This is a genomic window from Mariniflexile litorale (assembly GCF_031128465.2).
Lineage (GTDB): Bacteria > Bacteroidota > Bacteroidia > Flavobacteriales > Flavobacteriaceae > Mariniflexile > Mariniflexile litorale.
In genome coordinates, this window is sequence record NZ_CP155618.1 from 3,559,813 (window position 1) to 3,586,610 (window position 26,798).

General features: G+C 33.7%; 20 protein-coding genes. 7 read left to right on the forward strand and 13 right to left on the reverse strand.

From position 1 onward, the window contains the following. Nucleotides 1-3 precede the first annotated feature (3 nt). The 9 genes from QLS71_RS14890 to uvrA form a co-directional block, all read right to left on the reverse strand. Nucleotides 4-411 (reverse strand): hypothetical protein, encoded by a 408-nt coding sequence (locus QLS71_RS14890; protein ID WP_348636558.1) that lies wholly within the window; start codon nt 409-411, stop codon nt 4-6. Further along, nucleotides 389-985: an archaeosortase/exosortase family protein gene (locus tag QLS71_RS14895; protein ID WP_308993781.1), complete on the reverse strand. Its 597-nt coding sequence runs from the start codon at nt 983-985 to the stop codon at nt 389-391. Before QLS71_RS14895 ends, QLS71_RS14890 begins: the two co-directional genes overlap by 23 nt. Next, complete coding sequence (locus QLS71_RS14900) at nt 972-1,373, reverse strand: PID-CTERM protein-sorting domain-containing protein (protein WP_308993780.1); 402 nt, start codon at nt 1,371-1,373, stop codon at nt 972-974. Before QLS71_RS14900 ends, QLS71_RS14895 begins: the two co-directional genes overlap by 14 nt. 184 nt (nt 1,374-1,557) lie before the next feature. Continuing rightward, nucleotides 1,558-2,031, reverse strand: coding sequence for a hypothetical protein (locus QLS71_RS14905; protein ID WP_308993779.1), 474 nt, complete (start codon nt 2,029-2,031; stop codon nt 1,558-1,560). Nucleotides 2,032-2,034: 3 nt separating this feature from the next. Continuing rightward, nucleotides 2,035-2,418 carry a DoxX family protein gene (locus QLS71_RS14910; protein ID WP_308993778.1) on the reverse strand — a complete coding sequence of 128 codons (384 nt, stop codon included), beginning with the start codon at nt 2,416-2,418 and terminating at the stop codon, nt 2,035-2,037. 17 nt (nt 2,419-2,435) lie between these two features. Further along, entirely contained in the window at nt 2,436-4,847 is a 2,412-nt protein-coding gene (locus QLS71_RS14915) for a thiamine pyrophosphate-dependent enzyme (protein ID WP_308993777.1), read from the reverse strand. Between the two features lie 172 nt (nt 4,848-5,019). After that, nucleotides 5,020-7,851 carry a metalloprotease gene (locus tag QLS71_RS14920; protein ID WP_308993776.1) on the reverse strand — a complete coding sequence of 944 codons (2,832 nt, stop codon included), beginning with the start codon at nt 7,849-7,851 and terminating at the stop codon, nt 5,020-5,022. 117 nt (nt 7,852-7,968) lie between these two features. Continuing rightward, nucleotides 7,969-8,658, reverse strand: coding sequence for a TIGR00730 family Rossman fold protein (locus QLS71_RS14925; RefSeq protein ID WP_308993775.1), 690 nt, complete (start codon nt 8,656-8,658; stop codon nt 7,969-7,971). A gap of 39 nt (nt 8,659-8,697) precedes the next feature. Continuing rightward, complete coding sequence (gene uvrA, locus QLS71_RS14930; protein ID WP_308993774.1) at nt 8,698-11,547, reverse strand: excinuclease ABC subunit UvrA; 2,850 nt, start codon at nt 11,545-11,547, stop codon at nt 8,698-8,700. A gap of 155 nt (nt 11,548-11,702) precedes the next feature. On the opposite strand from uvrA, the gene QLS71_RS14935 reads away from it, so the two are divergent. From QLS71_RS14935 to QLS71_RS14945, 3 genes are all read left to right on the forward strand, one after another. After that, nucleotides 11,703-12,263, forward strand: coding sequence for an AraC family transcriptional regulator (locus QLS71_RS14935; RefSeq protein ID WP_308993773.1), 561 nt, complete (start codon nt 11,703-11,705; stop codon nt 12,261-12,263). A gap of 86 nt (nt 12,264-12,349) precedes the next feature. Then, nucleotides 12,350-14,839: a heavy metal translocating P-type ATPase gene (locus QLS71_RS14940; RefSeq protein ID WP_308993772.1), complete on the forward strand. Its 2,490-nt coding sequence runs from the start codon at nt 12,350-12,352 to the stop codon at nt 14,837-14,839. Between the two features lie 4 nt (nt 14,840-14,843). Continuing rightward, nucleotides 14,844-17,096: a multicopper oxidase domain-containing protein gene (locus tag QLS71_RS14945; RefSeq protein WP_308993771.1), complete on the forward strand. Its 2,253-nt coding sequence runs from the start codon at nt 14,844-14,846 to the stop codon at nt 17,094-17,096. Nucleotides 17,097-17,146: 50 nt separating this feature from the next. Here QLS71_RS14945 and QLS71_RS14950 read toward each other — a convergent pair whose 3' ends face one another. Further along, entirely contained in the window at nt 17,147-17,449 is a 303-nt protein-coding gene (locus QLS71_RS14950) for a LytTR family DNA-binding domain-containing protein (RefSeq protein WP_308993770.1), read from the reverse strand. Between the two features lie 383 nt (nt 17,450-17,832). Here QLS71_RS14950 and QLS71_RS14955 point away from each other — a divergent pair, with 383 nt between their 5' ends. Continuing rightward, nucleotides 17,833-19,122: a serine hydrolase domain-containing protein gene (locus tag QLS71_RS14955; protein ID WP_308993769.1), complete on the forward strand. Its 1,290-nt coding sequence runs from the start codon at nt 17,833-17,835 to the stop codon at nt 19,120-19,122. 140 nt (nt 19,123-19,262) lie between these two features. Here QLS71_RS14955 and QLS71_RS14960 read toward each other — a convergent pair whose 3' ends face one another. Continuing rightward, nucleotides 19,263-20,612, reverse strand: a complete 1,350-nt coding sequence (locus tag QLS71_RS14960) for a DEAD/DEAH box helicase (protein WP_308993768.1) — start codon at nt 20,610-20,612, stop codon at nt 19,263-19,265. A gap of 42 nt (nt 20,613-20,654) precedes the next feature. Then, the gene (locus QLS71_RS14965; RefSeq protein WP_308993767.1) at nt 20,655-21,542 is read right to left on the reverse strand and encodes an aldose 1-epimerase family protein; all 888 of its coding nucleotides are present in this window, start codon (nt 21,540-21,542) and stop codon (nt 20,655-20,657) included. A gap of 78 nt (nt 21,543-21,620) precedes the next feature. On the opposite strand from QLS71_RS14965, the gene pabB reads away from it, so the two are divergent. Then, complete coding sequence (gene pabB / locus QLS71_RS14970; RefSeq protein WP_308993766.1) at nt 21,621-22,913, forward strand: aminodeoxychorismate synthase component I; 1,293 nt, start codon at nt 21,621-21,623, stop codon at nt 22,911-22,913. On the opposite strand, the gene QLS71_RS14975 is transcribed toward pabB, so the two are convergent. After that, nucleotides 22,910-23,602, reverse strand: coding sequence for a hypothetical protein (locus tag QLS71_RS14975; RefSeq protein WP_308993765.1), 693 nt, complete (start codon nt 23,600-23,602; stop codon nt 22,910-22,912). The two genes, pabB and QLS71_RS14975, sit on opposite strands and share 4 nt — an antisense overlap. Nucleotides 23,603-23,758: 156 nt before the next feature. On the opposite strand from QLS71_RS14975, the gene tilS reads away from it, so the two are divergent. Together tilS and ade are read left to right on the forward strand one after the other, a co-directional pair. Continuing rightward, nucleotides 23,759-25,072 (forward strand): tRNA lysidine(34) synthetase TilS, encoded by a 1,314-nt coding sequence (gene tilS / locus QLS71_RS14980; RefSeq protein ID WP_308993764.1) that lies wholly within the window; start codon nt 23,759-23,761, stop codon nt 25,070-25,072. A 77-nt stretch (nt 25,073-25,149) separates the two neighbouring features. Continuing rightward, nucleotides 25,150-26,775: an adenine deaminase gene (gene ade / locus QLS71_RS14985; RefSeq protein WP_308993763.1), complete on the forward strand. Its 1,626-nt coding sequence runs from the start codon at nt 25,150-25,152 to the stop codon at nt 26,773-26,775. Nucleotides 26,776-26,798: the final 23 nt, after the last annotated feature.

Genomic DNA, 26,798 nt, shown 5'->3' on the forward strand with positions numbered 1-26,798 from the left:
CTATTAAGCTTTTTGATGATTTTTTTTTAAACTTTTATTAAGTAAACCCATAGCTAAATATAAAAGTGGAGAAATTAATAATTCTTGAATGGAATTAGCAAATAACCTGAGGTGTAAACTGATACTAGAAATAAACCAATCGAATAACCCAAGTGCTGTTATGATACATAAACCAGATACATGAATAATGTGCCACAAAAAAGACATCCACGAATCTTCTAACTTTCCGAGATGGTAAGTACCCACAAGATATACAGCAATTGTAGCTGCAAACTTAATAATGTGTCTTAATTTGGAAGACATTATTAAATTACTATTTTCTAAAAAAAAGATGTAAAATACAGAATAAATAATAATTATAAATACAAATCCAGCTATAAAGCGAATCTTATCCGACTGGTACAGGTTCATTTTTTAAATGTATTTTTCGGGTATAAAACACCCAAATTAGAAAGGTAGTACTATAAACTATTATTTTGAATAAATAATGATGCGCAAATTGAAAATAGGTATGGAAATATTCGCGTAAATATATAAGTCCAACACACCTAAGTATATTAACTAAATCTAGAATAAGTAAACCAATAACAATATAAAGTACTTTACGTAAAATTTTTGATGGCATGCAAATTATAAAACCAATGTATAGAATCATTAATTCCAAACCATTACAGGCATCGGCAATATTTAAAACTTTATAATCATGGTGATATATAGTTGAAGCCCTATATTCAATTAATTCACCACCAAAAGCCTCTGAATAAGATTCCGTTTGCGTTGAGAAACCACTCATAAAGCTTAAGTTATTTAAAACAAATGTAGAAGCTTCGGCTACGTGTGTTGTTAAGGTGTTATCTAAAGAGTTTGAATTATAAAAGAATATACCATAAATAATTTTCCAAACAATGAAAAAAAGTAAGGCTTTTCCTAGAAAAAGCCTTATTGGTAATGGAATTTGATTCTTGAATGAATTAAATTGCTTCATTTCTATTTTTACGTAATTTTTTAACACCAAAAGCAGCTGCACCAACTAAAAGAAAACCTAGTCCACCATCTAAAGGAATAGAGTCAGTTGAACCATGTCCACATTTACTAGTATGTTTATGGCCGCCATTATTGTTATTATTATGGTTCCCATTGTTATTGTTATGGTTTCCATTGTTGTTTTTATTGTTCCCATTATTGTTATTATGGTTCCAATTGTTGTTGTTATTATGGTTCCCATTGTTGTTATTATTATGGTTCCCATTATTTTTGTTTCCTCCTCGGTTGTTTCCTCCGGACGTCGCATAAATATTACCAGACAATGCTAGAGCTAATACCATAACAAGTATTCTGATAGTTTTAAAAAAATTGTAATTGTTTGCTTTCATAGTTTGATGTATGTGTATGATTAATAACGATATAAAAATAATTACAATTTTAATTTCTAACTATTTTTTTCGATGAGAGCATTTTTTTTCCCTATTAAATGACCAAAGACTAGATTTAGCACCTTTATAAATGATTACTAAATTTTTAAAGTAAATAAATAGGATTATTTTAAATAAAACATATTTAAGACAAATTTTCTATAAATATCTTATAATCATGTTGTAAATCTTCATGTAATGTAGCCACCAGTTTTTTAATTAATAGTAGTTGGCGATTATACATATTTAGTAATTGCGTACTGTATTTTATACTAGGAGAGAAGGTTTTTAATTTTTGACAGAAATAAAGGAGTAATATCACTTCTGTTTCTTTGGTTTGGGAATACCGAATAAACTTCTTGGTGTTTGTTAAAATTTTACGGGAGCTTTTACGTATATAAAAATAACTAGCGGTGTTTATTTGTTCAAACTGCTCGTCTATATAATTTTTAACCGATTCTATATAGCCATCTTCATTATGAGATTCAAATAGTAAATAGGTGAGTAGCTCTTTGTTTTCTTTTTTGAATTTAGAAAGGCGTAAGCAGAGCTCTGTTAATTCTCCATAAGATTTATGACTTAATTCTTTCTTTATGTCAACAATTGAAGCGCCTTTCAAATGTTAATATTTTTTAAATCCATCGATAGAATATTTTCCTGCACCTGTTAAAAAAATAACAACAAAACCAATTAAATAAAGCAGGGCCTTTTCTTTTACAGCCATGGCATCGCTGGCATGAACAATAAAAGCAGCAACAAACATGGTAATTATAACAGGAATAGCAGCTAATTTTGTTCTAAAACCAATTAAAATTAAAATGGGAGCAAGAACTTCACCAATTAAAGTTAATATTAATGATGTGATTTCACCAACACCAATAGGGTCTGCAAACTTTATTGGGCTTTCAAATAATAAGTTTAATTTAGGAATGCCATGAGTAAGTAGCATACCTGCAAAACCAATTCTAAGAATTAATAAGCCTAAATCTGGGAAGTTTTTATTCATTTTTTTATTATTGATTTCTATCGTAATTTAGGAAAGTTTTTTGGATTCATTTCATGCATAACCCCATAAACAGCTTCAAAAATATCTTCAGCAGATGGTTTTGAAAAATAATCACCATCATTTCCATAAGCAGGTCGATGTGCTTTAGATGTAAGGGTTTTAGGTTGACTATCTAAATACTGATAAGCGTTTTGAATGTTTAAAATTTCATTTAAAATATAAGCAGATGCACCCCCTGGAACATCTTCATCAATAACCATAACACGATTGGTTTTTTGAATACTTTTAACGATGTCGTGATTCAAATCGAAAGGTAATAATGATTGTATATCAATAACTTCAGCATCAATACCAACTGATAATAAATCTTTAGCAACTTGTTCCACAATACGTAAAGTAGAGCCGTATGATACTAAAGTAATATCGACGCCTTCTTTTATCGTTTCAACAACACCAATGGGTGTTTGTATCGCACTTAAATTGTTTGGTAATTTCTCCTTTAGTCTATAACCATTAAGACATTCAATTACAATTGCAGGGTCATCTCCTTTTAAAAGCGTGTTGTAAAAGCCTGCTGCTTTGGTCATGTTTCTTGGCACTAAAAGATGTACACCTCTTACTAGATTTAAAATTCCTCCCATAGGAGAACCCGAATGCCAGATACCTTCTAGTCTGTGTCCTCGTGTTCTTATAATTAATGGTGCTTTTTGTTTTCCTTTTGTTCTGTAATGTGTTGTTGCTAAATCGTCACTTATAATTTGAATGGCATACAATATATAGTCTAAATACTGAATTTCAGCAATAGGGCGTAAGCCGCGTAACGACATACCAATACCTTGACCTATAATAGTAGCTTCTCTAATACCTGTATCGGCAACTCTTAGTTCCCCGTATTTTTCTTGTAAACCTTCTAAACCTTGATTGACGTCCCCTATATTACCCGTGTCTTCACCAAAAACAAGCACTTCGGGATAATTACTTAAAATGCTATCAAAATTATCACGAAGTATAATGCGTCCATCAACCAAAGTAGCATCTTCATCGTAAGTAGGTTTTATTTCTTTTATAAGGATATTAGACCGGTTGGTTTCAGAATATAAATGCGAACTAAAAATGGGTTGAATGTTTTCGAACGTTTTATTAATCCAATTGATGAGTTGTTCTTTTTCTAAAAAAGATTCTTTAACTATATGTACTAAGGTTTTTCTAGCTTGCGATAAAATATCTTTTCGAGTAGGCTCATCTATAGCTACCAGATTATCTTTTATTTTTTCTATAAAAACACCATTAATACTATTAGAAGCAACTTGTTTTAAAATTGAAATTAACTCACTCTGCTCTTTTAATACGGGTTTTAAAAAAGTGTTCCAAGCGTTTTTTCTAGCTTCTCGCACTTCTCTTTTAATGGCTCTTTCAATCTCAATAAGGATTTCATTTGTAGCAATCCCACTTTCTATAATCCAATCTCGCATTTTAGCATTGCAGTCGTGTTGGGCTTCCCAAGCTAATCGTTCAGCATTTTTGTAACGCTCGTGTGAACCAGAGGTAGAGTGTCCTTGTGGTTGTGTTAATTCTAAAACATGTATTAAAACTGGTACGTGTTCTTTTCTCGCAATAACAGCGGCTTCTTGATAGGTTTCTACTAAATTAGCATAATCCCAGCCTTTTACACAAAGTATCTCAAAACCTTTCTCTTCGTCATTTCTTTGAAATCCTTTTAAAACTTCTGAAATATTCTCTTTAGTTGTTTGATGCTTAGCATGTACTGAAATACCATATTCATCATCCCAGATGCTAATAACCAACGGAACTTGTAATACACCTGCTGCATTTATAGTTTCGAAAAATAATCCTTCACTTGTACTTGCGTTTCCAATGGTACCCCAAGCCACTTCATTTCCATTCATTGAAAAGTTAGAGGCATTTATCCCTTCTACTTTCCGGAAGATTTTTGATGCTTGCGCCAGTCCTAATAACCGAGGCATTTGCGAAGCGGTAGGAGATATGTCGGCACTAGAGTTATATTGTTGTGTTAAGTTTTTCCAACTTCCATCGTTGTTTAAACTATGAGTAACAAAATGTCCGCCCATTTGGCGTCCTGCAGACATGGGTTCAGATTCTAAATCGGTATTTGCATATAAACCAGCGAAAAACTGTTCGAGTGTTAGTTCTTCAATGGCCATCATAAAAGTTTGGTCTCGGTAGTATCCCGATCGCCAATCGCCTTTTTTAAAGGCTTTTGCCATAGCTAATTGAGGGACTTCTTTCCCATCTCCAAAAATTCCGAATTTAGCCTTTCCTGTTAAAACTTCACGCCTACCTACCAAACTACATTCACGACTTTTTACGGCGATCTTATAATCGTTTAAAACTTCTGTTTTAAAATCTTCGAATGATATATTGTTTTTCAAATCTGGAATAGTGTGCATAAGTAAAAATGCTTTAACTTTTGCAAAAGTAGTTAAAGTTTGCGTGTTTTACAATTAAAATATGAAAGCAATTAATTGAGTAATTCTTACAAACAATAGACTTATTTGTTTTTAATTATTAATTCCGTAACATATATTGTGATATGTTGATTATTGTGCAACATTTTTAGTATTAGTACCAACGGCGTCTAAATAAACCCAAAAGAGCTTGTGGATCAACGGTGAATTTAAATCGAATTTTTTGGTCGTAATGTGGTTGTCCTATTTCCCAGCCTAAGTTGGAATAAATAGGAAGGTAAATTTCAAAATAATCGGTAACTAAATTGATTCTAATACCAGAATCGTAAACAAAATGAGCATGGTCATATTTGTTTTTTAGCATGCCAACATCACCATACATTAATACATATTTCCATAATGTGGTACTGGTGTTTAATGTTGTAATCCACTGATTAGCAAATGGGGTGTCTAATTTGGATTTAAAACCCCCTTCAGCATCAATATATTGCTGACTAAAAATTCCAGAAGCTTCAGACCTTCCTAAGTAGGGATATTCAAATAGATAATCGGTTGGTCGGTCTAAGGCAAAGCTAAAATAGTTAGAGGTAGGATCGTTGTTGTTTTTTAAAAAAGCCCCTGCAAAAAAGCGTAAGTTTAATTGCCGATTGCTTTCAAAAAGGCGGCGGTATTCATAATTAAATGATAGTTTACTGAATTTTTTTGCAATTTGTACATCAGTGTACCATTTACTAAAATTAATTAAATTATCATCCGAATCAATATAACGAGCGTTAAATACACCATAATTAGGCTCATTTGAAGTTAAAATATTATTGATGTCTTTATCTCTATTGATATCCACATACCTAAGGGTAAGGGATTCTCTTTTATTTGAACGGAAATCGTTTTTTTCTCTGAACAAGAATAGCAATGAAGGTGATATTTGCCTCACGAATAAATTTTCAGCATAAGAGACATAACCACCACTTATGCCATAACTAACGGCATAGAGGTCACTATTTTCTAAATAGTGTGTCATATAAGCTACTGCCGACCCTGTAAATGTTCTTGATTTTAATGAATATTGCGGGTCGATACGATAATTAAATAGTTTTCTTAAAACAGTTTTATTGTAAATTCTTAAACCAAGTGTAAAACCGTCGTAAATGTTATTAAATTCGGCTGTAGGCATAAAGAACACTTGGTTGTAGTAGGGGTCTTCAATGTCTTGAAATAACCTAAATTGCAATGGTTTATTATTAAAGAAGAACCCTTTTAATGACTTCCAATTATCACGTTCATTAATTTCGGGGATGACACTATTATAATTTAAAACAAGCTTATTGGCATCGTTTCTAGGAATGGTGATGGTTTTGTCTTTTGAAATATTTTCTATCCAAGTTTTCGATATGATGCTATCATTATTTAAAGCGTATAAAGAAACAGGCATGTGGTTATCTTGCTTGTTTTTTATGGTTAACGTAATAGAATCTTTAGTTTTATGAATTTTTTTTATTTTGAAGTCTATTTTTTTACGTGTGTTTAAATAATCAGTAAAAAACCAATCAATGTCTTTGTCTGTTTTCGATTTTATATAATTTTCAAAATCGGAAGTGGATACTGGTTTTAATTTATTTTCAATAACGAAAGAGGATAAACTATTTTCAACAACATCATGATTTATAAAATCATCTAAATATTTTAAACCAACACCCGCTTTGTATTTATTGGCAATGCTATTATTAAATTTCAACAACGAATCTTTTGCCATGGTTAATGGTTGATCTCTATTGGTTCGTGCCATTAGCATATATGCTAACACATATTTGTCATTAAAATCCATATCGGCAGCGTGAAACGACCGAATTCCCCAAAAATTTGCTAACGATCCTAAAAATTTCATATTAGGGTAATGCTCGTCAACATAATCCATTAAATAGTATATTTGGATACCATCAAGCAACCATTGGTCGGTTCTTGGGTTAACAAGCAATGTGTTTTCTAAATAATTGCGTAGAGCCACTTTTAATAATTTTAGCTCGTATTGAAAATGGGTGGGGTAAGGTTTAATAAAGTTAGGCAAAAAGTTTAAACCATAAATAGGGTCCTTATTATAATCAATCTCTGTTAAAAGAAGTTGTTTTTGGGGGTATTCCCCAAGTTTTTTTGTAATAAAGGTTGTTACCCTATCGGTTATCAAAACCTTATCAATCATTTCTAAACCGTCGTCTTTGATATTTGAAATAAGCGAAAAACTATCTTTTTGTATGGTATTGAATGTCGAATTTTTACTTAAGAATAATTTGTTATTTAATATGTTTGTTCCTTCTAATGTGATTATTTGTGTTTTATGTAATTTGGTTTGGTTACTTACATCTAACTCTGAAGTTAATTTATAGCCTAAAGGATATTCAATCTCGAGATGCACATTGGCAGCAGGAATGTATAAATCGTCTAAATCTTTATTACTGTAATAGTGCCATTCCCCGTTGTAAACAGCGGGTGTTATGTACCAGTATCTTAAGTTTACATCACCTGTATTTGTAATACCATAATTTGTGAATTTATCACTTGGTATTTGCACCAAATAATTTAATTGGATGGTATAAAATTCATGAGGCTTTAAAGGACTTTTTAGTTCAACCTTAATAATATCTATTTGATTTTTTAACTGTTGAAATACTAAATCTTCACCTTGTTGTTTGATTGATGTTATTACACTATAGCCTCTTTCTTCATTTTTTGCCAAATGAAACTCATTTCTATATTCTTCTGCTATTCTTTGGGCAAGTGCTGTTTTTTTTGTTGAATAACTATTATTCCAATCGTTTAAATAAATGGTTTGAAGCTCGTCTAGCGTCGTATTTTCATATTGAATGGTTTGCGATATTTTTATTTGTTTGTTTTCAATATCAAAAACAGCCTTTAAATCAATTTTGTTTTGACCAAAGCTTGTATAAGAAATAAAAGCACATAATATACAATTGAAAAGAGGTAACTTCAATTTGATTTTAAACATTTAAGGTTAATAATTCACAAGGCGTTGCAAGATAATAAAATATACTAGTCAAGTTTGTTTATACTTTTATTGTTCATTTGCTAATTTGTTTAATATCTAAATTTAGAAGTTGGGACTCAATCCAGACCCATTATAGAATGCATCGAGAATAGATACGACTTCTTCTTCGGTATCTACAAGATGAATTAAATCTAAATCTTTAGCGCTTATGTTTCCAAAAGATTCTAAAAGTGTTGTTTTAACCCAATCTAAAAGGCCTTCCCAGAATTTAGTACCTACTAAAATAATAGGAAATTTTTCAATTTTATGAGTTTGAATTAAGGTAATAGCTTCAAATAATTCGTCTAAAGTACCAAACCCACCTGGCATGACAACAAAACCTTGCGAGTATTTAACAAACATGACTTTACGAACAAAAAAATAATCGAAATCTAAGCTTTTATCTGAGTCGATATAAGGGTTGTCATGTTGTTCAAAAGGCAAGTCTATATTTAAACCTACAGAGGTACCACCTCCTAAATGTGCTCCTTTGTTTCCTGCTTCCATAATACCAGGGCCACCACCTGTAATAACTCCATAACCAGCTTCTACAATGCGTTTTGCTATTTTTTCAGCAAGTAAATAATATGGGTCTTCTGGTTTTGTTCTCGCGGAACCAAATATGGATACACAAGGACCAATTTTACTAAGTTTTTCATAACCATTTACAAACTCTCCCATGATTTTAAAAATTGCCCAAGAATCGTTTGTTCTTATTTCATTCCAAGCTTTATTATGTTTTTCTAATCTCATTTCTATGTTTATTTGTTGATTCGTTTATTTGTTTAACCTTCAATTATCAATTGGGAATTGTGCGAGTTCTTTTTTCAGAAATTTCGCAGTATAACTTTTTTTATGCTTTGCTACTTGTTCGGGTGTTCCCTCGACTATTATTTGTCCGCCACCTTTTCCGCCTTCATACCCCACATCAATAATATGATCTACCGTTTTGATGACGTCCAAATTATGTTCAATAATCAATACTGTATTTCCTTTATCTGCTAGCTTATTCAGAACAATCATTAACACGCGAATATCCTCAAAATGCAGTCCTGTGGTGGGTTCATCTAGAATATAAAACGTATTTCCTGTATCGCGTTTACTCAATTCTGTTGCTAATTTGATGCGTTGTGCTTCTCCTCCAGATAGTGTTGTGCTTTGTTGCCCTAGGGTTATGTAACCCAATCCAACATCTTTAATTGTTTTGAGTTTATTGTGAATTTTAGGAATGTGTTCAAAAAAAGGAACTGCTTCGTTAATGGTCATATTTAAAACATCACTAATACTTTTTCCTTTATAGCGAATTTCTAAAGTTTCACGATTAAAACGTTTGCCTTGGCAGGTTTCGCATTCCACATAAACGTCAGGTAGAAAATTCATTTCAATAACTCTCAATCCACCGCCTTGGCAGGTTTCACAACGACCGCCCTTTACGTTAAAGCTAAAACGTCCTGCTTTGTAACCTCTTATCATGGCTTCTGGAATTTTAGCAAATAAGCTACGAATTTCATCAAAAGTTTTGGTATAGGTTGCTGGGTTACTTCGTGGTGTTCTACCAATGGGCGATTGGTTAATATCAATAACTTTGTCAATATGTTCTAAACCTTTAATACTCTTATAGGGCATAGGTTTTTTAACGCCATTAAAGTAATAAGCATTCAGAATAGGATAGAGGGTTTCGTTAATTAAAGTCGATTTTCCGCTACCCGATACACCTGTTACACCAATCATTTTTCCTAACGGAAGTTTAACCGATACGTTTTTTAAATTATTACCGGTACAACCTTTGAGCTCAAGGAAATTTCCGTTACCTTCTCGACGCTTTTTAGGAATCTCTATTTGTTTAGTACCATTTAGATAATCGGCAGTTAGAGTATGATGTGTTAATAGTTCTTCAGGAGTACCGATACTAATTATTTCGCCACCATATTTTCCTGCTTTAGGACCAATATCAATAACATAATCCGCCCGTTCTATCATATCCTTATCATGTTCAACCACAATGACAGAGTTGCCAATATCGCGAAGTGATATCAGCGAATTTATAAGCTTTTCATTATCCCGTTGGTGCAAGCCAATACTTGGTTCATCTAAAATATAAAGCACACCAACTAATTGTGAACCAATTTGTGTTGCTAACCGAATACGTTGCGCTTCGCCACCAGATAAAGATTTAGAGCTTCTGTTTAGTGATAAATAATCCAATCCCACATCTAATAAAAACTGAAGTCTTGATTTTATTTCTTTAAGAACTTCTTCAGCTATTTTGAATTGTTTTTCAGATAGGTAGTTATGTAAGTCTTTAAACCAAGTCGTTAATTCAATAATATCGGCATTCGCAAGTTCGGCGATATTTTTATTGTTTATTTTGAAATAAAGTGATTCTTTTTTGAGACGAGACCCTTCGCAAGTTGGACAGGTTACTTTATCCATATAATCTTTTGCCCAACGTTTTAATGAGGTAGACTCGGCCGTTTTGTATTGGTTTTCAATAAAATTAGCGACACCTTCAAAATCAATCTTATAATCGCGGGTAACGCCTACTGTTTTGTTCTCAATAGAAAACTTTTCATTGCCCCCATATAAAATCATATGTTTAGCTTCTTCAGGAATGTCTTGATATGCATCCGTTAATTTGAAGTTGAAGCGTTGCGCAATGGTTTCAAATTGTTTAAAAATCCAACTGTTTTTTTCAGGACCATGTGGCGCTAAAGCACCTGCCTTAATAGATAGTGTAGCATCAGGAACTATTTTATTTCCGTTTACTTGATAGAGTGTTCCAATGCCATTACATGTATCACAAGCACCTTTTGGGGAATTGAATGAAAAGTTATTAGGTTCTGGATTAGGGTATGAAATCCCCGAAGTTGGGCACATCAAGTTTCGGCTAAAATAGCGGGTTTCATTGGTGTCTTGATCTAAAATCATGAGCACATCATCACCATGGTGCATGGCGGTGTTGATGGTTTCGCTCAGGCGTTTATCATTATCTGCAGAATCATCAATAACCAATCGGTCTATAACAATTTCAATATCGTGGTTTTTGTAACGATCTAACATCATGCCTTTTACGAGATCTTTAATCTCGCCATCAGTTCTTACTTTTACAAAACCTTGCTTCGCAATTTGTTCGAATAATTCACGGTAATGCCCTTTACGTGAACGTACTATGGGCGCTAAAACGTTAATGCGTTTTCCTTTAAAGTCACTAATGATAAGTTCTTTAATTTGGTCGTCGCTATAGCTCACCATTTTATCACCTGTATTATAACTGTATGCATCGCTAGCACGAGCATATAAAAGGCGCAGAAAATCGTAAATCTCGGTAATGGTTCCAACGGTAGAACGTGGCGATTTGCTAGTGGTTTTTTGTTCGATGGCAATCACCGGACTTAAACCATCAATTTTATCTACATCAGGGCGCTCTAAACCTCCTAAAAACTGACGCGCATAGGCTGAAAATGTTTCAATATAGCGGCGTTGTCCTTCAGCATAAATCGTATCAAAAGCCAAAGATGATTTTCCACTCCCAGACAGTCCTGTAATAACTACAAGTTTTTCTCGAGGAATAGACACATCTATGTTTTTAAGATTGTGAACACGTGCTCCTTTAACTTCAATAAAATCGGTAAATTGGCTCATAAATTGGCAAAAGTGCAAAGTTACAATTTTAGTTGTTAAATTCTTGTGAAGATTTATTAGTCTCAATAAATAGTTTAAACCAATAAGCTTTAGTACATCATACATAGCTAATAAAAATGTTATCTTTGAAAGTACTCCCAAAAAGAAGAAAGATAATGAAGCTCTATATAAAAAATATGGTTTGTAACCGTTGTATAATGGTTGTAACCTCCGAGTTGGAAAAGTTAGGACTTATTTTGCTGTCTGTTCATTTAGGAGAGGTAGAAATTGCCCATCCCATTTCAGATATTCAGAAAAAAGAGATTGCCGAACATTTAAAATTGTTTGGGTTTGAATTGATTGATACTAAAAATAGTAGAACTATTGAGAAAATTAAAACCCTTATTATCGATTTAGTCCATCATAAAAACAATCAACTAGACACCAATCTTTCCGACTTTATAGCAACCCATATGGTACAAGATTATAATGCATTAAGCAATCTGTTTTCAGAAGTAGCACATACCACCATTGAAAAATACTATATCCACCAAAAAATAGAAAGAGTAAAAGAGTTATTGGTGTATGATGAATTGTCTTTAAGTGAAATAGCATTTCAACTCAATTATAGCAGTGTCGCATATTTAAGTAATCAATTTAAAAAAGTAACAGGCTATTCTCCGACCCATTTTAAACAAATAAAAGAAACAAAACGAAAGCAAATAGATGAGCTTTAAAAGTTACAACTATTAGCCAAAATTCCGTAAATGATTAAGATATCTTACTTCGGATATTTGTAACATCTTAATTAATACTTAAAATAATGAAACATTCATATCATATTCATGGCATGACCTGTAATGGGTGCCGTGGTCACGTGGAAGACATTCTTTCACATGTCAAAGGCGTTTCAAAAGCCTCTGTAAATTTAGAAAATGCAGAAGCGACTATCGAAATGATATCTCATATTCCTATAGAAACATTTCAAACTGCATTAAAAGCAGATGGAGGAAACTATAGCATCCACATGCACGGGGAAACGCATCATGTACATAAAAAAGAGGAAACTCAAAAAGGAACAGGAACGGGTACTTTTTACTGTCCCATGCATTGTGAAGGCGAGAAAACGTATGATAAAGCCGGCGATTGCCCTGTTTGTGGGATGGATCTGGTAGAAGAAAAAAGCATGGCTTCTTCAAGTACACCATTTACGTGCCCCATGCATCCAGAAATTATTAAAGATGAACCCGGTTCTTGCCCTATTTGCGGTATGGATTTGGTTCCATTAGAAGCTGATGTTTCAGAAGAAGATAAAACCTATAAAAAATTATTAAATAAGTTTTGGATAGCAATGGCTTTTACGCTGCCCATATTTTTGATAGCGATGTCTGAAATGTTAAATAACAACCCTTTATATAATATTTTAGAGCAACAAACATGGAATTGGATTCAGTTTATATTATCCATTCCCGTGGTGTTTTATGCGACATGGATGTTTTTTAAACGTGCTTGGAATTCGTTCAAAACCATGAATCTGAACATGTTTACGCTCATAGGTATTGGTTCAGGTATTGCATGGTTGTTTAGTGTATTTGCTATGTTGTTTCCAGAGGTGTTTCCAGAAAATTTCAAAACGCCCGAAGGTAATGTATTTGTATATTTTGAAGCAACTACCGTTATTCTCACCTTGGTGTTATTTGGTCAATTGTTAGAAGCAAGAGCGCACAGCCAGACTAGTGGTGCTATAAAAGCATTGTTGAAATTAGTGCCTGCAACAGCCACCTTGGTTGTTAATGGAGAAGACCAAGTGATTGCCATTGATAAAATTAAACGGGGCGACTTATTGCGTGTTAAGCCTGGAGAGAAAATACCCGTAGACGGCTATATTGTTGAAGGAGGAAGTAATATAGACGAATCTATGATAACGGGTGAGCCCATTCCAGTAGATAAAGACGTTGATGATAAAGTGAGTTCAGGAACTATGAATGGTACAAAATCATTTATTATGCAGGCGGAAAAAGTAGGTGCGGACACTTTACTTTCTCAAATTATTCAAATGGTGAACAATGCGAGCCGCACAAAAGCACCTATTCAAAAATTAGCAGATAGAGTTTCTAGATACTTTGTACCGATAGTTCTTATCGTTTCGGTAATAACATTCATTGCTTGGGTTGTATTTGGACCAGAACCTGTATATGTGTTTGCTTTCGTGAATGCTATTGCAGTACTCATTATTGCCTGTCCATGTGCCTTGGGGTTGGCAACGCCTATGTCCGTAATGGTTGGTGTTGGTAGAGGTGCGCAAGCTGGTGTATTGATTAAAAATGCCGAGGCTTTAGAAAAAATGAATAAAGTGGATACGCTTATTGTAGATAAAACAGGTACCATCACCGAAGGTAAACCTTCTGTTGAAAAGGTTGTGGCTATAGATGATCTTGATGAAGCAATCTTAATTCAATACATAACCTCACTAAATCAATACAGTGAACACCCTTTGGCAGAAGCTGTTGTAAATTATGGTAAATCAAAAAAGGTAACGATCATAAAAGCTAGCGACTTTGAAAACATTGCTGGTAAAGGTGTTATAGGTACAATTGAAGATAATAAAGTTGCTTTAGGAAATGGCAAACTGTTAGAGCAATTACATATTCCCATTTCAGAAAATTTAAAAAACAGTGTTATTGCGGAGCAGGAGCAAGGTAAAACCGTATCATACATTGCTGTAGATACTAAAGCGGTAGGTTACGTCACTATTTTTGATGCTATTAAGAAAACGAGTCAAAATGCTATTGAGGCATTGCAAAAAAACGGAGTAGATGTGATTATGTTAACGGGCGATAATAAAAATACAGCCCAAGCTGTTGCAAAGCAGTTAAATCTAAAACATTTTATAGCAGATTGTTTACCAGAAGATAAACTAAACCAAATAAAAGCCCTCCAGCTTCAAGGCAAAGTGGTTGCCATGGCAGGTGATGGTATTAATGATGCCCCTGCTTTAGCACAATCAGATGTTGGTATCGCTATGGGAACAGGAACCGATGTGGCTATAGAAAGTGCCTCTATTACTTTGGTGAAAGGTGATTTGAAAGGTATTGTTAAAGCTAAAAAACTAAGTCATAGTGTGGTTAAAAACATTAAACAGAACCTCTTTTTTGCTTTTGTTTACAATGTGATAGGCGTACCAGTGGCAGCGGGTGTTTTATATCCAGTTTTCGGCTTGTTACTTTCTCCTATGATTGCAGCATTAGCTATGAGTTTTAGCTCGGTTTCTGTTATAGCAAATGCTTTGCGATTAAGACGCATTAAAATTTAATAAAATGAGTACTCAAAACAAAATGGAAAAAAGAAATCTAACGTTAATAGTCACGATATTTTTTTCTGTGCTGTTAAGTTTTTCTCAAAACATAGTGCGTTACGATTTAACAGTTACGGATACGATTGTAAATTATTCAGGAAACGAAAAACGAGCCATTGCAGTAAATGGGCAAATACCCATGCCAACACTCACATTTACAGAAGGAGACATTGCTGAAATAGTAGTGCACAATAAGTTAAAAGAAGGCACATCATTGCATTGGCACGGTGTTTATTTGCCAAATAAAGAAGATGGGGTACCTTATTTAACCCAAATGCCAATAGCTCCTAATGAGACCTTTACTTATAGGTTTCCCATTATTCAAAGTGGCACGCATTGGTACCATAGCCATAGTGGGTTACAAGAGCAAATTGGTATGTATGGTTCATTGGTTTTGTTGAAAAAAAAAGACGATCCCACCTTTAGAAAAGGTATTGATGATTTACCGGCAGTTCCTGTTATTTTAAGTGAGTGGACAGATATTAAGCCCGAAAATGTACACCGCATGTTACACAATGCCAACGATTGGTCCGCTATAAAAAAAGGAACAACTCAAAGCTATTCTGAAGCTATAAAAGCAGGTCATTTTAAAACCAAACTAGGTAATGAGTGGAAGCGTATGTTGGCTATGGATGTAAGTGATGTGTATTATGACACATTCTTAATTAACGGAACAAATAAAAGTCAGTTATCCCAGTTCAAAGCAGGTGACAAGGTGCGTTTGCGAGTTTCGAATGGTGGTGCTTCTTCATATTTTTGGTTAAGGTATGCTGGTGGAAAAATGACGGTGGTGGCGAATGATGGAAATGACGTTGAACCCGTAGAAGTAGATAGATTAATTATAGGCGTTTCAGAAACTTACGATGTAGTTGTTTCTATTCCGAATGCCAATACAGCGTATGAATTTTTAGCAACTCCAGAAGATCGAACCAAGTCAGCATCCCTATATTTAGGAAATGGCAACATTCAGCTTAAAAATAGAATGCCTAAGCTAAAATATTTTGAAGGTATGAAGATGATGAATGCTATGATGAATATGGATGGTTCTATGGACGATATGGGTATGAAAATGTCCTTTCAAAAAATGGATATGAATGCCATTATGTATCCTGAAATTACAGGAGCAGCTACTATGGATATGGATGGTATGAAAATGGATACTAATATGGATCATTCCAAACACGGCATGAAAGCTACCCAGGACTTAGTGACTCTAAATTATGGCATGTTAAAAGCACCACATCCAACCACTTTACCAAAAGATGCACCAGTGCGAGAATTGCATTTTGAATTAACAGGAAACATGAACCGCTATGTGTGGAGTATGGACAATAAAGTGCTTTCTGAAACCGATAAAATATTAATAAAAAAAGGCGAAAATGTTCGAATAACATTATATAACAATTCCATGATGCGCCACCCCATGCACTTACATGGTCACGATTTTAGAGTGTTGAATGGACAAGGAGAATTTGCGCCATTAAAGAACGTTTTGGATATTATGCCCATGGAAACCGATGTTATAGAATTTAATGCCAATGCAGAAGGTGATTGGTTTTTTCATTGTCATATTCTATATCACATGATGGCAGGTATGAATCGGGTGTTTTCTTACGATGAACAAGCACCCAATCCTAATTTGCCTGATAAAAAATGGGCTTATAAAAAATTACAAAATGAAAGCAATCAATTTCATTTTATGGCCGTAAATGATTTTGCTAGCAACGGTAATGATGGGATGTTTATGGTACAAAATGCCCGTTGGAGTATAGGTACTGAATGGCGTTTAGGTTATCATGATGCACATGGTTATGAAACGGAAACCCATATTGGTCGCTATATCGGCAAAAATCAATGGTTTATGCCTTTTGTAGGTTTCGACTGGCGCTATAGAAAACAACACGGCATCATTGAAAAAAATATATTCGGACAAGCAAATACAAAAGATGAAAGAGCCGTTTTTAGCTTGGGAGCAGATTACACCTTGCCTATGCTTATCACTATCCAAGGAGAAGTATTTACAGATGGAAATGTACGTTTTCAATTAATGCGCGAAGATGTTCCTATTTCACCCCGATTACGATGGGCATTTATGTTAAATACGGATAAGGAATACATGACAGGTTTTAAGTATATAGTAACACGCCATTTAGGAATTACTACTCATTATGATAGTGATATGGGTATGGGTTTTGGTGCCGCTTTAAACTATTAATTTCTAAAAATAATTATTAGTAAATTCATTCGTTTTAAAATGGACTCTACTCAGAATTTTTCTAAAATATTTAAAACGTCTTTTTTATAACTTCTACTAATGGGGAGCGATTTGTTATTGATTGTGATTTCTTCGTGCGTAAAAGACGTAATATTAGCTATAGATAGAATATAAGATCGATGTATTCTAATAAACTGTTCTTTTGGTAGTTTTGCTTCAATAGCACTTATGGCCTCTCTTGTTGTAATGGTTTCATTAGCTAAGTGAATTTTTATATAATCACTATAACTTTCAATATAAATAATAGCATTAAAGTCTATTTTAATCATACGTCTGTCTGAACGAACAAACATAAAATCGTTATTACTGCTTTCTTCGGTAATAGGGTTCTTGTTATCACAATAAGCATCAAAATAATTAGTAATGGCTTTAAGTAAACGATCAAACGAAATAGGTTTTAATAAATAATCTACAGCCTGAAGTTCAAAACCTTCAACAGCATAATCACGATAAGCAGTGGTGAAAATGATTTTAATGTCTTTGTTTATAGACTTAGCAAACGAAATTCCAGATGGGCAATTTAAAATATCTGTAAGTAAATAAATTGTACCTATTTAAAATTATATTAAAACCCCTATTCATTTATTTGAAAAGGGATTTTTTCATTTTTATTGATTTGAATTATTATTAAAAAAGTAAATTAGCTATTCAATTATTCAAAAACGAACTCAACCACATGAAAAAGTTATTTGTTATTCTTCTTTCTACGCTTTTATTTACTTCTTGTTTTAAGGAACAAAAGACTTCACAACCACAAACATCACCAGAAGTTTCTGCTAGTAGTGTGGGCATGTCGGAAACGAGGTTAAGTCGCATTGATTCTATGTTAACACAAGCGATTAAGGATAATAATATACCAGGTGCCGTTGCTTTAATAGCTAGACATGGTAAAATTGTTTACCATAAAGCTTTTGGAATGGCAAATAATAGCGCGCAAGAAGCGCTGCAATTAGATCATATTTTTAGAATTGCATCACAATCTAAAGCCATCACATCTACTGCGGTTATGATGCTTTGGGAAGAAGGTAAGTTTCAATTAGACGATCCTATTTCTAAATACATTCCAGAATTTGAAAATGCTCAATTACTAGAAAACTTTAACCCCAAAGACTCTTCATATACTACAAAACCAGCCGATAATAATATAACTATTAGACATTTAATAACACATACTTCTGGTATTGGTTATGGAAAAATAGATAGCGACCCAACATTCAAAAAAATATATGCCAAAGCAGGTATTGTAGATTTATTTACTACTGAGGATATTAGTATTGCCGATAATATTAAAAAATTAGCCAAATTACCTTTACACCATAACCCAGGTGAAAAATTTACATATAGCGAAGGTTTAGATGTGTTAGGTTATTTTGTTGAGGTAGTTTCGAAAATGCCTTTTGATGAATTTCTAAGAACCCGAATTTTTGAACCGTTGGGCATGAACGATACTCAGTTTTATCTTCCAGAATCTAAATACGATAGGTTAGTAACTGTGCAAACAAAAGAAGAAGATAAATGGATAAATTACCCCGTAACTTTTTACGATACTAACTACCCAAAAACAGGTGCTAAACGTTTTTTCTCGGGAGGTGCTGGACTTTCAAGTACTGCTAAAGACTATGCAACCTTTCTGCAAATGTATTTAAACCAAGGAGAACTTAATGGTGTTAGACTTTTAAGTAGAACTACTGTAGAAACGATTTTAACAGACCAAATAAAGTACATATCTCCTGATATTAAAAGAGCTCATGGATTAGCTTTTGGACTTGTTGATACTAAAAAACACCACTTAGGAGGTAGCGGTAGTGAAGGGACTTTTGAGTGGGGTGGTTATTTTAATACCCAATATTTTGCCGATCCCAAAGAGGAAATTGTAGGCATCCTTTTAAAACAAACTCAAAGTATAAGTGGTGACGATACTGCATGGAAATTTAAAGTTTTAGTAAATGCTGCTATTGCTGATTAGTTAGAAAGATATTTCCATCTTCATCATTTAATGAAATTTTAATTAATAAAGATTCAGATGAGTATTTAAATCAAATTAAAGAACAAAATGTTGCTGATTTCTAGTTAATGAAACTAGCATTTTTTGTTAAGCTAATCATACTATTTTTTATTCCGTTTATTATAATTCTTGTCACCTCTAGTTTTAGGCTTTTTATATTTAGCAGCAATCTTAAATTTATACGAACCGCCTAAATTTTCTTTGGAGTTTTTTTCAGATTTCTCATGAAAAGCAGGTCCTGGCGCATCTTCATCTTTGCGTTTTATTGGGTTGTAATGCTCTCTAATTTGAGGGCGTTCTTCATCAATAAGTTCAGTAGACACTTCCACGTTTTCAGGGAAATCTTCTAAAGAAATACGCATATTCATTAAGTCCTCAATATTGCTAACCGCTTCTTGTTCGCTTTCCGTAGAAAGAAGAATGGCTGTCCCTTCTCTTTCAGCTCTACCAGTTCTCCCAATGCGGTGCATGTAGTTTTCTGGGTATTCGGGGGTGTCGAAATTGATCACATGACTTACGTTATCAATATCCAGACCACGAGCCATCACATCGGTAGCTACCAATATGCGGTTCTCTCCCTTTCTAAATTGTTCGATACTACGTAAACGATAGTTTTGTGTTTTGTTAGAGTGTATCACACATAATTCGTCATGAAATAACTCGTCTAATTTTTCAAATAAACGGTCTGCCATTTTTTTGTGAGACACGAATATTAAAACTTTATTAAAGGTTTCTATTTCTATTAGTAAGTGTTTAAGTAGATTTACTTTTGTATAGAAATTAGAAGCTTGGTAACGCGATTGTTTTATGTTTTCAAGAGGTGTGCCCGAAATAGCGATAGAAACACGCTCTGGGCTTTTAAAGAAATCGTTAATTAATATGTCGACATCTTCCGTCATAGTTGCCGAAAACATGATGTTTTGGCGTTTTTCTGGCAATAAATCGAAAATATTAATAAGTTGGTGTCTAAACCCTAAATCGAGCATAACATCAACTTCATCAATCACCAATTTTTGTATTGATTTTAATTGTAGCACGCGGCTTAAGCCTAAATCATACAACCTACCTGGGGTAGCCACCAATATATCGACACCTTTGGCAATGGCTTGTTTTTGAGTGTTGATGTTGGTGCCACCATATACACCTAACACACGAGTATTCATGTACTTTGTGAGATTTTCAATATCGTTTACCACTTGCACTACGAGTTCGCGCGTTGGTACTAAAACTAAAATACGTGGACTTTCTTGCGTTGAAAATTTTAAATGTTTTAAAATAGGCAACATATAAGCAAAGGTTTTACCTGTACCTGTTTGTGCGATACCCACAATGTCGGTACCAGAACAAACCACATTAAAAGCCTCGGCTTGTATGGGTGTTGGTGTGCTAAACCCTAAATCGTTTAAGGCGTTGTATAAAGGGGTGTTTAAATTTAAATCTTCGAAAGTCACAGTGTGCTATTTAGCTGGCAAAGTTACGGTTATTATTCAATATTAAACCAAACTGTTATGTATTTCAATGGTATAACGGGCTTTAAAACTATTGCCAGCACTTAGTTTTAATACGCCTTCTTTGGTTTTAAAATCCTGATTAGTAGTCTCTTTATCAGCAATTCCCAACCAAGGCTCTATACAAACATAATCGCCTGCTGGTTTTGCCCAAATACCTAAATACGTAAAGTCTTTATACCTAACGGAGAGTATTTCGCCATGTATTTTGCTTTTTAAAGCCACTTTTTTAGATTTTAAATCTTTGAAAATAAGCGCATCTGCGTTAAACAAATCATGTGTTAAGGCTAGTTTGTTGGAATTATTAAAAAAAGGTTTGGTATCGCCAGAGATAAGCCCGTTTGTCATATTAATAAGATGGGTTTTTGAAGTTTCGGCATGTTCAAATTCTAAAAAATAGTCTTCATACGTTTCATTTTCAAAAACAGGACATTTAAAAGCAGGATGACCACCAACAGAAAAGTACATGGTTTTATCATCTATATTTTTAATGGTGTGAAGGACTTCAATACTATTATTAATGAGTTTGTAAGTTATATAAAACTCAAATTTAAAAGGATATATTTTTAAAGTATTTTCACTATATGATAGTTTGAAGGTTAAGCTATTTGGCGTTTGTTCGTGCAAAACAACCGCGCTGTTATTCCTAACGATGCCATGTTTTGGTAGTTTATATTCTTGACTTTCAAAAATATAAGTATCGTCTTTTAAAGCACCAATAATTGGGAATAGGTTAGGAGCAAAACTCCCCCAAACGGAGGGGTCAGCATCCCACATAAAATCGGTGTTGGTTTTTACCGAAGTTATTTTACACAATTCGGCACCTATGGTATTTACCGCTATTTTAAGTTGACTGTTTTCTAGAGTGTGCATAAGAAGTATTTTAAACTAAAGTACAAAACTTGCAAATTTTTAAGGAATCTAACTAACTTTACAGCTTAAATTTTAGAATTGAGAACAACATACAACCATACTACCCAAAATACGGAATTGTTTAAACAACAATTGTTACAATGGGCACAACAGTTTGACGATGTGGTTTGGTTAGATTCTAACAATTACAATCAAACGTATTCCAATTACGATGCGGTGTTGGCAGTTGATGCTTTTACAAGTATTAAAACCGATTACACACAGGCCTTTGAGCATTTAAAGGAATACCAAGCCCTTACAAACGATTGGATTTTTGGCTATTTAACCTACGATTTAAAAAACGCGGTTGAAAACTTAATATCGCAGAATTTTGATGGTTTAAAGTTTCCTGATTTGTATTTCTTTCAACCGAAAAAACTCTTCTTTTTTAAAGGAGATCAAGTTGAAGTTCAATATTTAAACATGGTGGATGATGAGTTTGAAGAAGACTTAAAAGCCATTCGTCATTGCGAGGAAGCACGACGAAGCAATCTGCCCAATGAAATAAAAATAAAACTTCGCATTCATAAAGATGAATATTTCGAAAAAATAAACAGCATGTTAGCTCACATTCATAGAGGCGATATTTATGAAGCCAATTTTTGCCAAGAGTTTTATGCCGAAAACACACAAATAAACCCTTTAGAGACTTACAATAAACTGAATACGATTTCCAACCCGCCATTTGCTAGTTTTTTGAAGCTTGGGGATAAGTATTTGTTGTCGGCTTCTCCTGAGCGCTATTTAAAAAAACAAGGAAATACCATCATTACACAACCTATAAAAGGAACTGCCAAACGTTCTGAAAATACAGAAGAAGACAACCAATTAAAACAAGATTTGTTAGCTAATGAAAAAGAACGCAGTGAAAATATTATGATTGTGGATTTGGTGCGTAACGACTTATCTAAAACGGCTATAAAAGGTAGTGTTGAAGTGGAGGAGTTGTGTAAAATCTACACATTCGATCAGGTGCACCAAATGATATCTACGGTGAAATCTAAAATTGAACCTACAACCCATGCCGTAGATGTTATAAAAAGCACATTCCCTATGGGAAGCATGACGGGGGCTCCTAAAATTTCAGCAATGAAAATTATTGAAGCTTTAGAAGAAACCAAACGCGGACTCTACTCGGGTGCTGTGGGCTATTTTACACCAAAGGGCGATTTTGATTTTAATGTAGTCATTCGCAGTATTTTATATAATGAAACTAAAAAATACGTGTCCTATTCCGTAGGAGGTGCTATAACCGCTAAAAGCGATCCGCTAAAGGAATACGAAGAGTGCTTGGTGAAAGCCAAAGCGATGCGACAGGTTTTAGAAGACTAATCTAAATTAGTCTCAAAGGTTTTCTTAACAGTATTTATAATACGCTCAATCCGCTTTACTTCAATAGATTTTACTTTTGAAATATCTTCAATACTTAATTTTCCAAAAGCGTATAAATCGATAATATTAGACACGTTTAAAGGCAAACTACTGTAAATGGTACCAATAAGCTCATTGGATTTATGGGTGTCGATGCTGTTCGTTTCAAATGTGTTTAAAATAGAATTATCATTGTTAACATATAAAAAAACATGTTTGGAATGCCCATTTTGTTGGTATGAAATATCATCTAAATCTTCATTCATAATATAATCAAACCCATCATCAATCGTGTATTTTTCTTTTAATGCATCTAGTTCTTCTTCTAAAATAGTATGGGTGCTTATCGTGTTTTTATGAAAAGCTTCTTTTTTAAAAATGGTTTCTAAATCGGCATCAACAATTTTAAAAAGTTTCAATTTTAGAACGTCTTTATCAATATCCGCATCATATCCTTTTTCATAAAACGTAATGATACTTTCGTCTATAATACCATTAGAAGCATACATTTTTTTAGGAATAATACCTGTAGACTCTGCAATATACAGTCTGTGTTTAACGTAAGGATGTAATTGTTGTGAAGCAGAAACGATCTTCTTGTTAAAAGCTGTTTGAGCTGTTTTGTCGTTTGATTTTTCTATGGAGCTCATAATATGAGTATTAAATATGTTTTCTCAATTTACGAAATTTTATAAGATATATGATGATGAAAATCAGTTTTTAGTTTTTGAATTATTAATTTATTAGGAAGCAAACTTTGTACATTTGCTACTTTGGGAGATTAAAATAAACCTTAACTTTGAGGGATGATAAACAGTTTTCAAAATCATATAGATTCCAAACTATCATTTTTAAAAAACAGCAAGTTACTTATTGCCATTTCTGGAGGGATTGACAGTGTGGTTTTAACCCATTTATGTTATAAAATAGGTTTGAATATGGCGTTAGCCCATTGTAATTTTAATTTACGGGGCAAAGAAAGTGATGCGGATGAAGATTTTGTATTGCAATTAGCTGAAGATTTAGGGCTGGAAGTTTTTATAGAAAGTTTTGATACCAAAGCCTATGCGGAAACTAACAAGCGTTCCATACAAATGGCAGCACGTGAGTTGCGTTACAAATGGTTTAAAATATTGGCAGAACAACTTCAGTTTGATTATGTATTAACCGCACACCATGCTGATGATAATTTGGAAACTTTTTTAATAAATTTTATTAGAGGGACTGGTTTAGATGGCTTAACAGGTATTCCTGAAGTGAATGATGTTTTTGTGCGTCCGTTATTACCTTTTTCAAGAGAAACTATTGAGGCTTACGTGAAAGATAACAAGATTCAATGGGTGGAAGATAGTGGAAACAAAACAACCAAATATGTGCGCAATAAGTTGCGACATGATGTGATTCCTGTTTTAAAAGAAATAAACCCCAGTTTATTAGAAAGTTTTCAAAAAACCATGAGTCATTTACAAGGGGCTAGCGATATTGTTGACGATAGCATTGAAGCTCTTTTTAAGAATGGGATAATGAAATTAACCCCCACGGGTTTTAAAATGCAAATTTCTGAAATACAAAAGTTTTATAACCCGAAAGCGTATTTATACCGTTTTTTAAACATTTATGGATTTACAGAGTGGGATGATGTTGTAAACTTATTACAAGCACAATCTGGCAAGCAAGTACATTCATCAACGCACCGCTTGATAAAGGATCGAGATTTTTTATTATTGAGTGAAATAGCGGTAGATGAAAGTCAATCAATTACTATTTTAGAAACTGATAAACAAATTGAAATACCTTTAGGTATGCTCTTCTTTGATGAAGCTGATGGCATTTTAGATACACATAAAAACACGATTTACATTGATAAAACAACTATTATGTTTCCATTAATTTTAAGGAAATGGGGGGAAGGCGATGTGTTTTACCCTTTAGGTATGGAGGGGAAAAAGAAGAAGGTTAGTAAGTATCTTAAAGATGAAAAGCAATCGGTTTTAGATAAAGAAAATATTTGGGTACTATGTTCTGGGGATGCCATTATATGGGTAGTCGGCATGCGTGGCGATCATCGTTTTCGGGTAACCGATAAAACAAAGCATATTTTAAAAGTTGAGCTGAAATAATTTATAATTGAAAAGTCAAATTAAAAACTGTGTCACACGGAGCTTGTCGAAGTGTATCAATACCAAAAAATCATAATTTGAAACTACAAGGCAACATAGTCGACATAAAAAACAAACGCATTTTTAAAGGTGAAGTCACTTTTGAAAGTGGGAAGATTCTATCCATTGAAGAAAAGCAACATGGTGTTGAAAACTACATTCTTCCGGGTTTTGTAGATGCACATATTCATATTGAAAGTTCCATGTTGGTACCCAGTGAGTTTGCACGGTTAGCCGTTACACATGGTACGGTGGCCACCGTTTCCGATCCGCATGAAATAGCAAATGTGTTGGGTGTTAAAGGTGTGAAATTTATGATTGAAAACGGTAAAAAAACGCCGTTTAAATTCAATTTTGGAGCGCCTTCGTGTGTGCCTGCAACGACGTTTGAATCGGCAGGAGCTGTTATAGATTCCGACGCAATTAAAACACTTCTTGAAAATCCAGATATCAAGTATTTAGCTGAAATGATGAATTATCCAGGCGTATTATTTGATGATGCTGAAGTCCTAAAAAAAATAGCTTGGGCAAAACAGTATAATAAACCCGTTGATGGGCATGCACCCGGATTGAGAGGTAACGATGTTACTAAATACATCCATTCAGGAATTTCAACCGACCATGAGTGTTTTACTCATGATGAAGCCTTAGAGAAATTACAGAAAGGCATGAAAATCTTAATTAGAGAAGGCAGTGCTGCTAAGAATTTTGAGGCTTTAATAGGTTTAGCATCAGAACATTTTGAAAACATGATGTTTTGTAGCGATGATAAACATCCAGACGATTTAATTTTAGACCACATAAACAAACTTTGCGCCAGAGCTGTAGCAAAAGGCGTGGACGTGTTTAAAGTGTTGGAAATGGCGTGTATAAATCCTGTAAAACATTATAATTTAGAAGTTGGCCTATTACAGGTTGGTGATGCAGCCGATTGTATTGTGATTAAAGATTTAATCAATTTTAAAACGCTTCAAACTTATATAAGCGGTGTCTTGGTTTTTGATAACGGAATGTCTTTAATAAAACCCGTTTCTTTTGAAAATCTGAATAATTTCAGCTGTAATAAAAAGAAGATTTCCGATTTTAGAATAGAATCTTCAGCAGAAAAAATAAGAGTTATCGAAGCGTTAGAAGGACAATTAGTCACTAATGAATTAATTGAAGATGCTTTAATTGTTAATGGAAACTTAGTGTCAAGTATCGAAAAAGATATTTTAAAAATGACGGTTGTCAATCGTTATAAAAACCAAACACCAGCCATGGCCTTTATTAAGAATTTCGGATTAAAAGAAGGAGCCATCGCCTCATCTGTTGGTCACGATTCACATAATATTATAGCAGTGGGTGTGTCAGACGAAGCTATTTGTAAGGCGGTTAATTTACTTATTGAAAATAAAGGAGGTATTTGTGTGGTCTCTAATTCCGAAGAAAAAATAGTATCGCTCCCCGTTGCGGGTATTATGAGTGATAAAGACGGATACACCATTGGAAAACAATACGCAGAACTGGACACTATGGCGAAACATTTAGGTTCTAAATTAAATGCCCCATTCATGAGTTTATCGTTTATGGCATTGCTAGTAATTCCATCATTAAAATTAAGCGATAAAGGATTGTTTAATGGTACAGATTTTAAATTCACATCTTTGACACTTGATAATTGATAATGATAAATTAATAGTTTTAT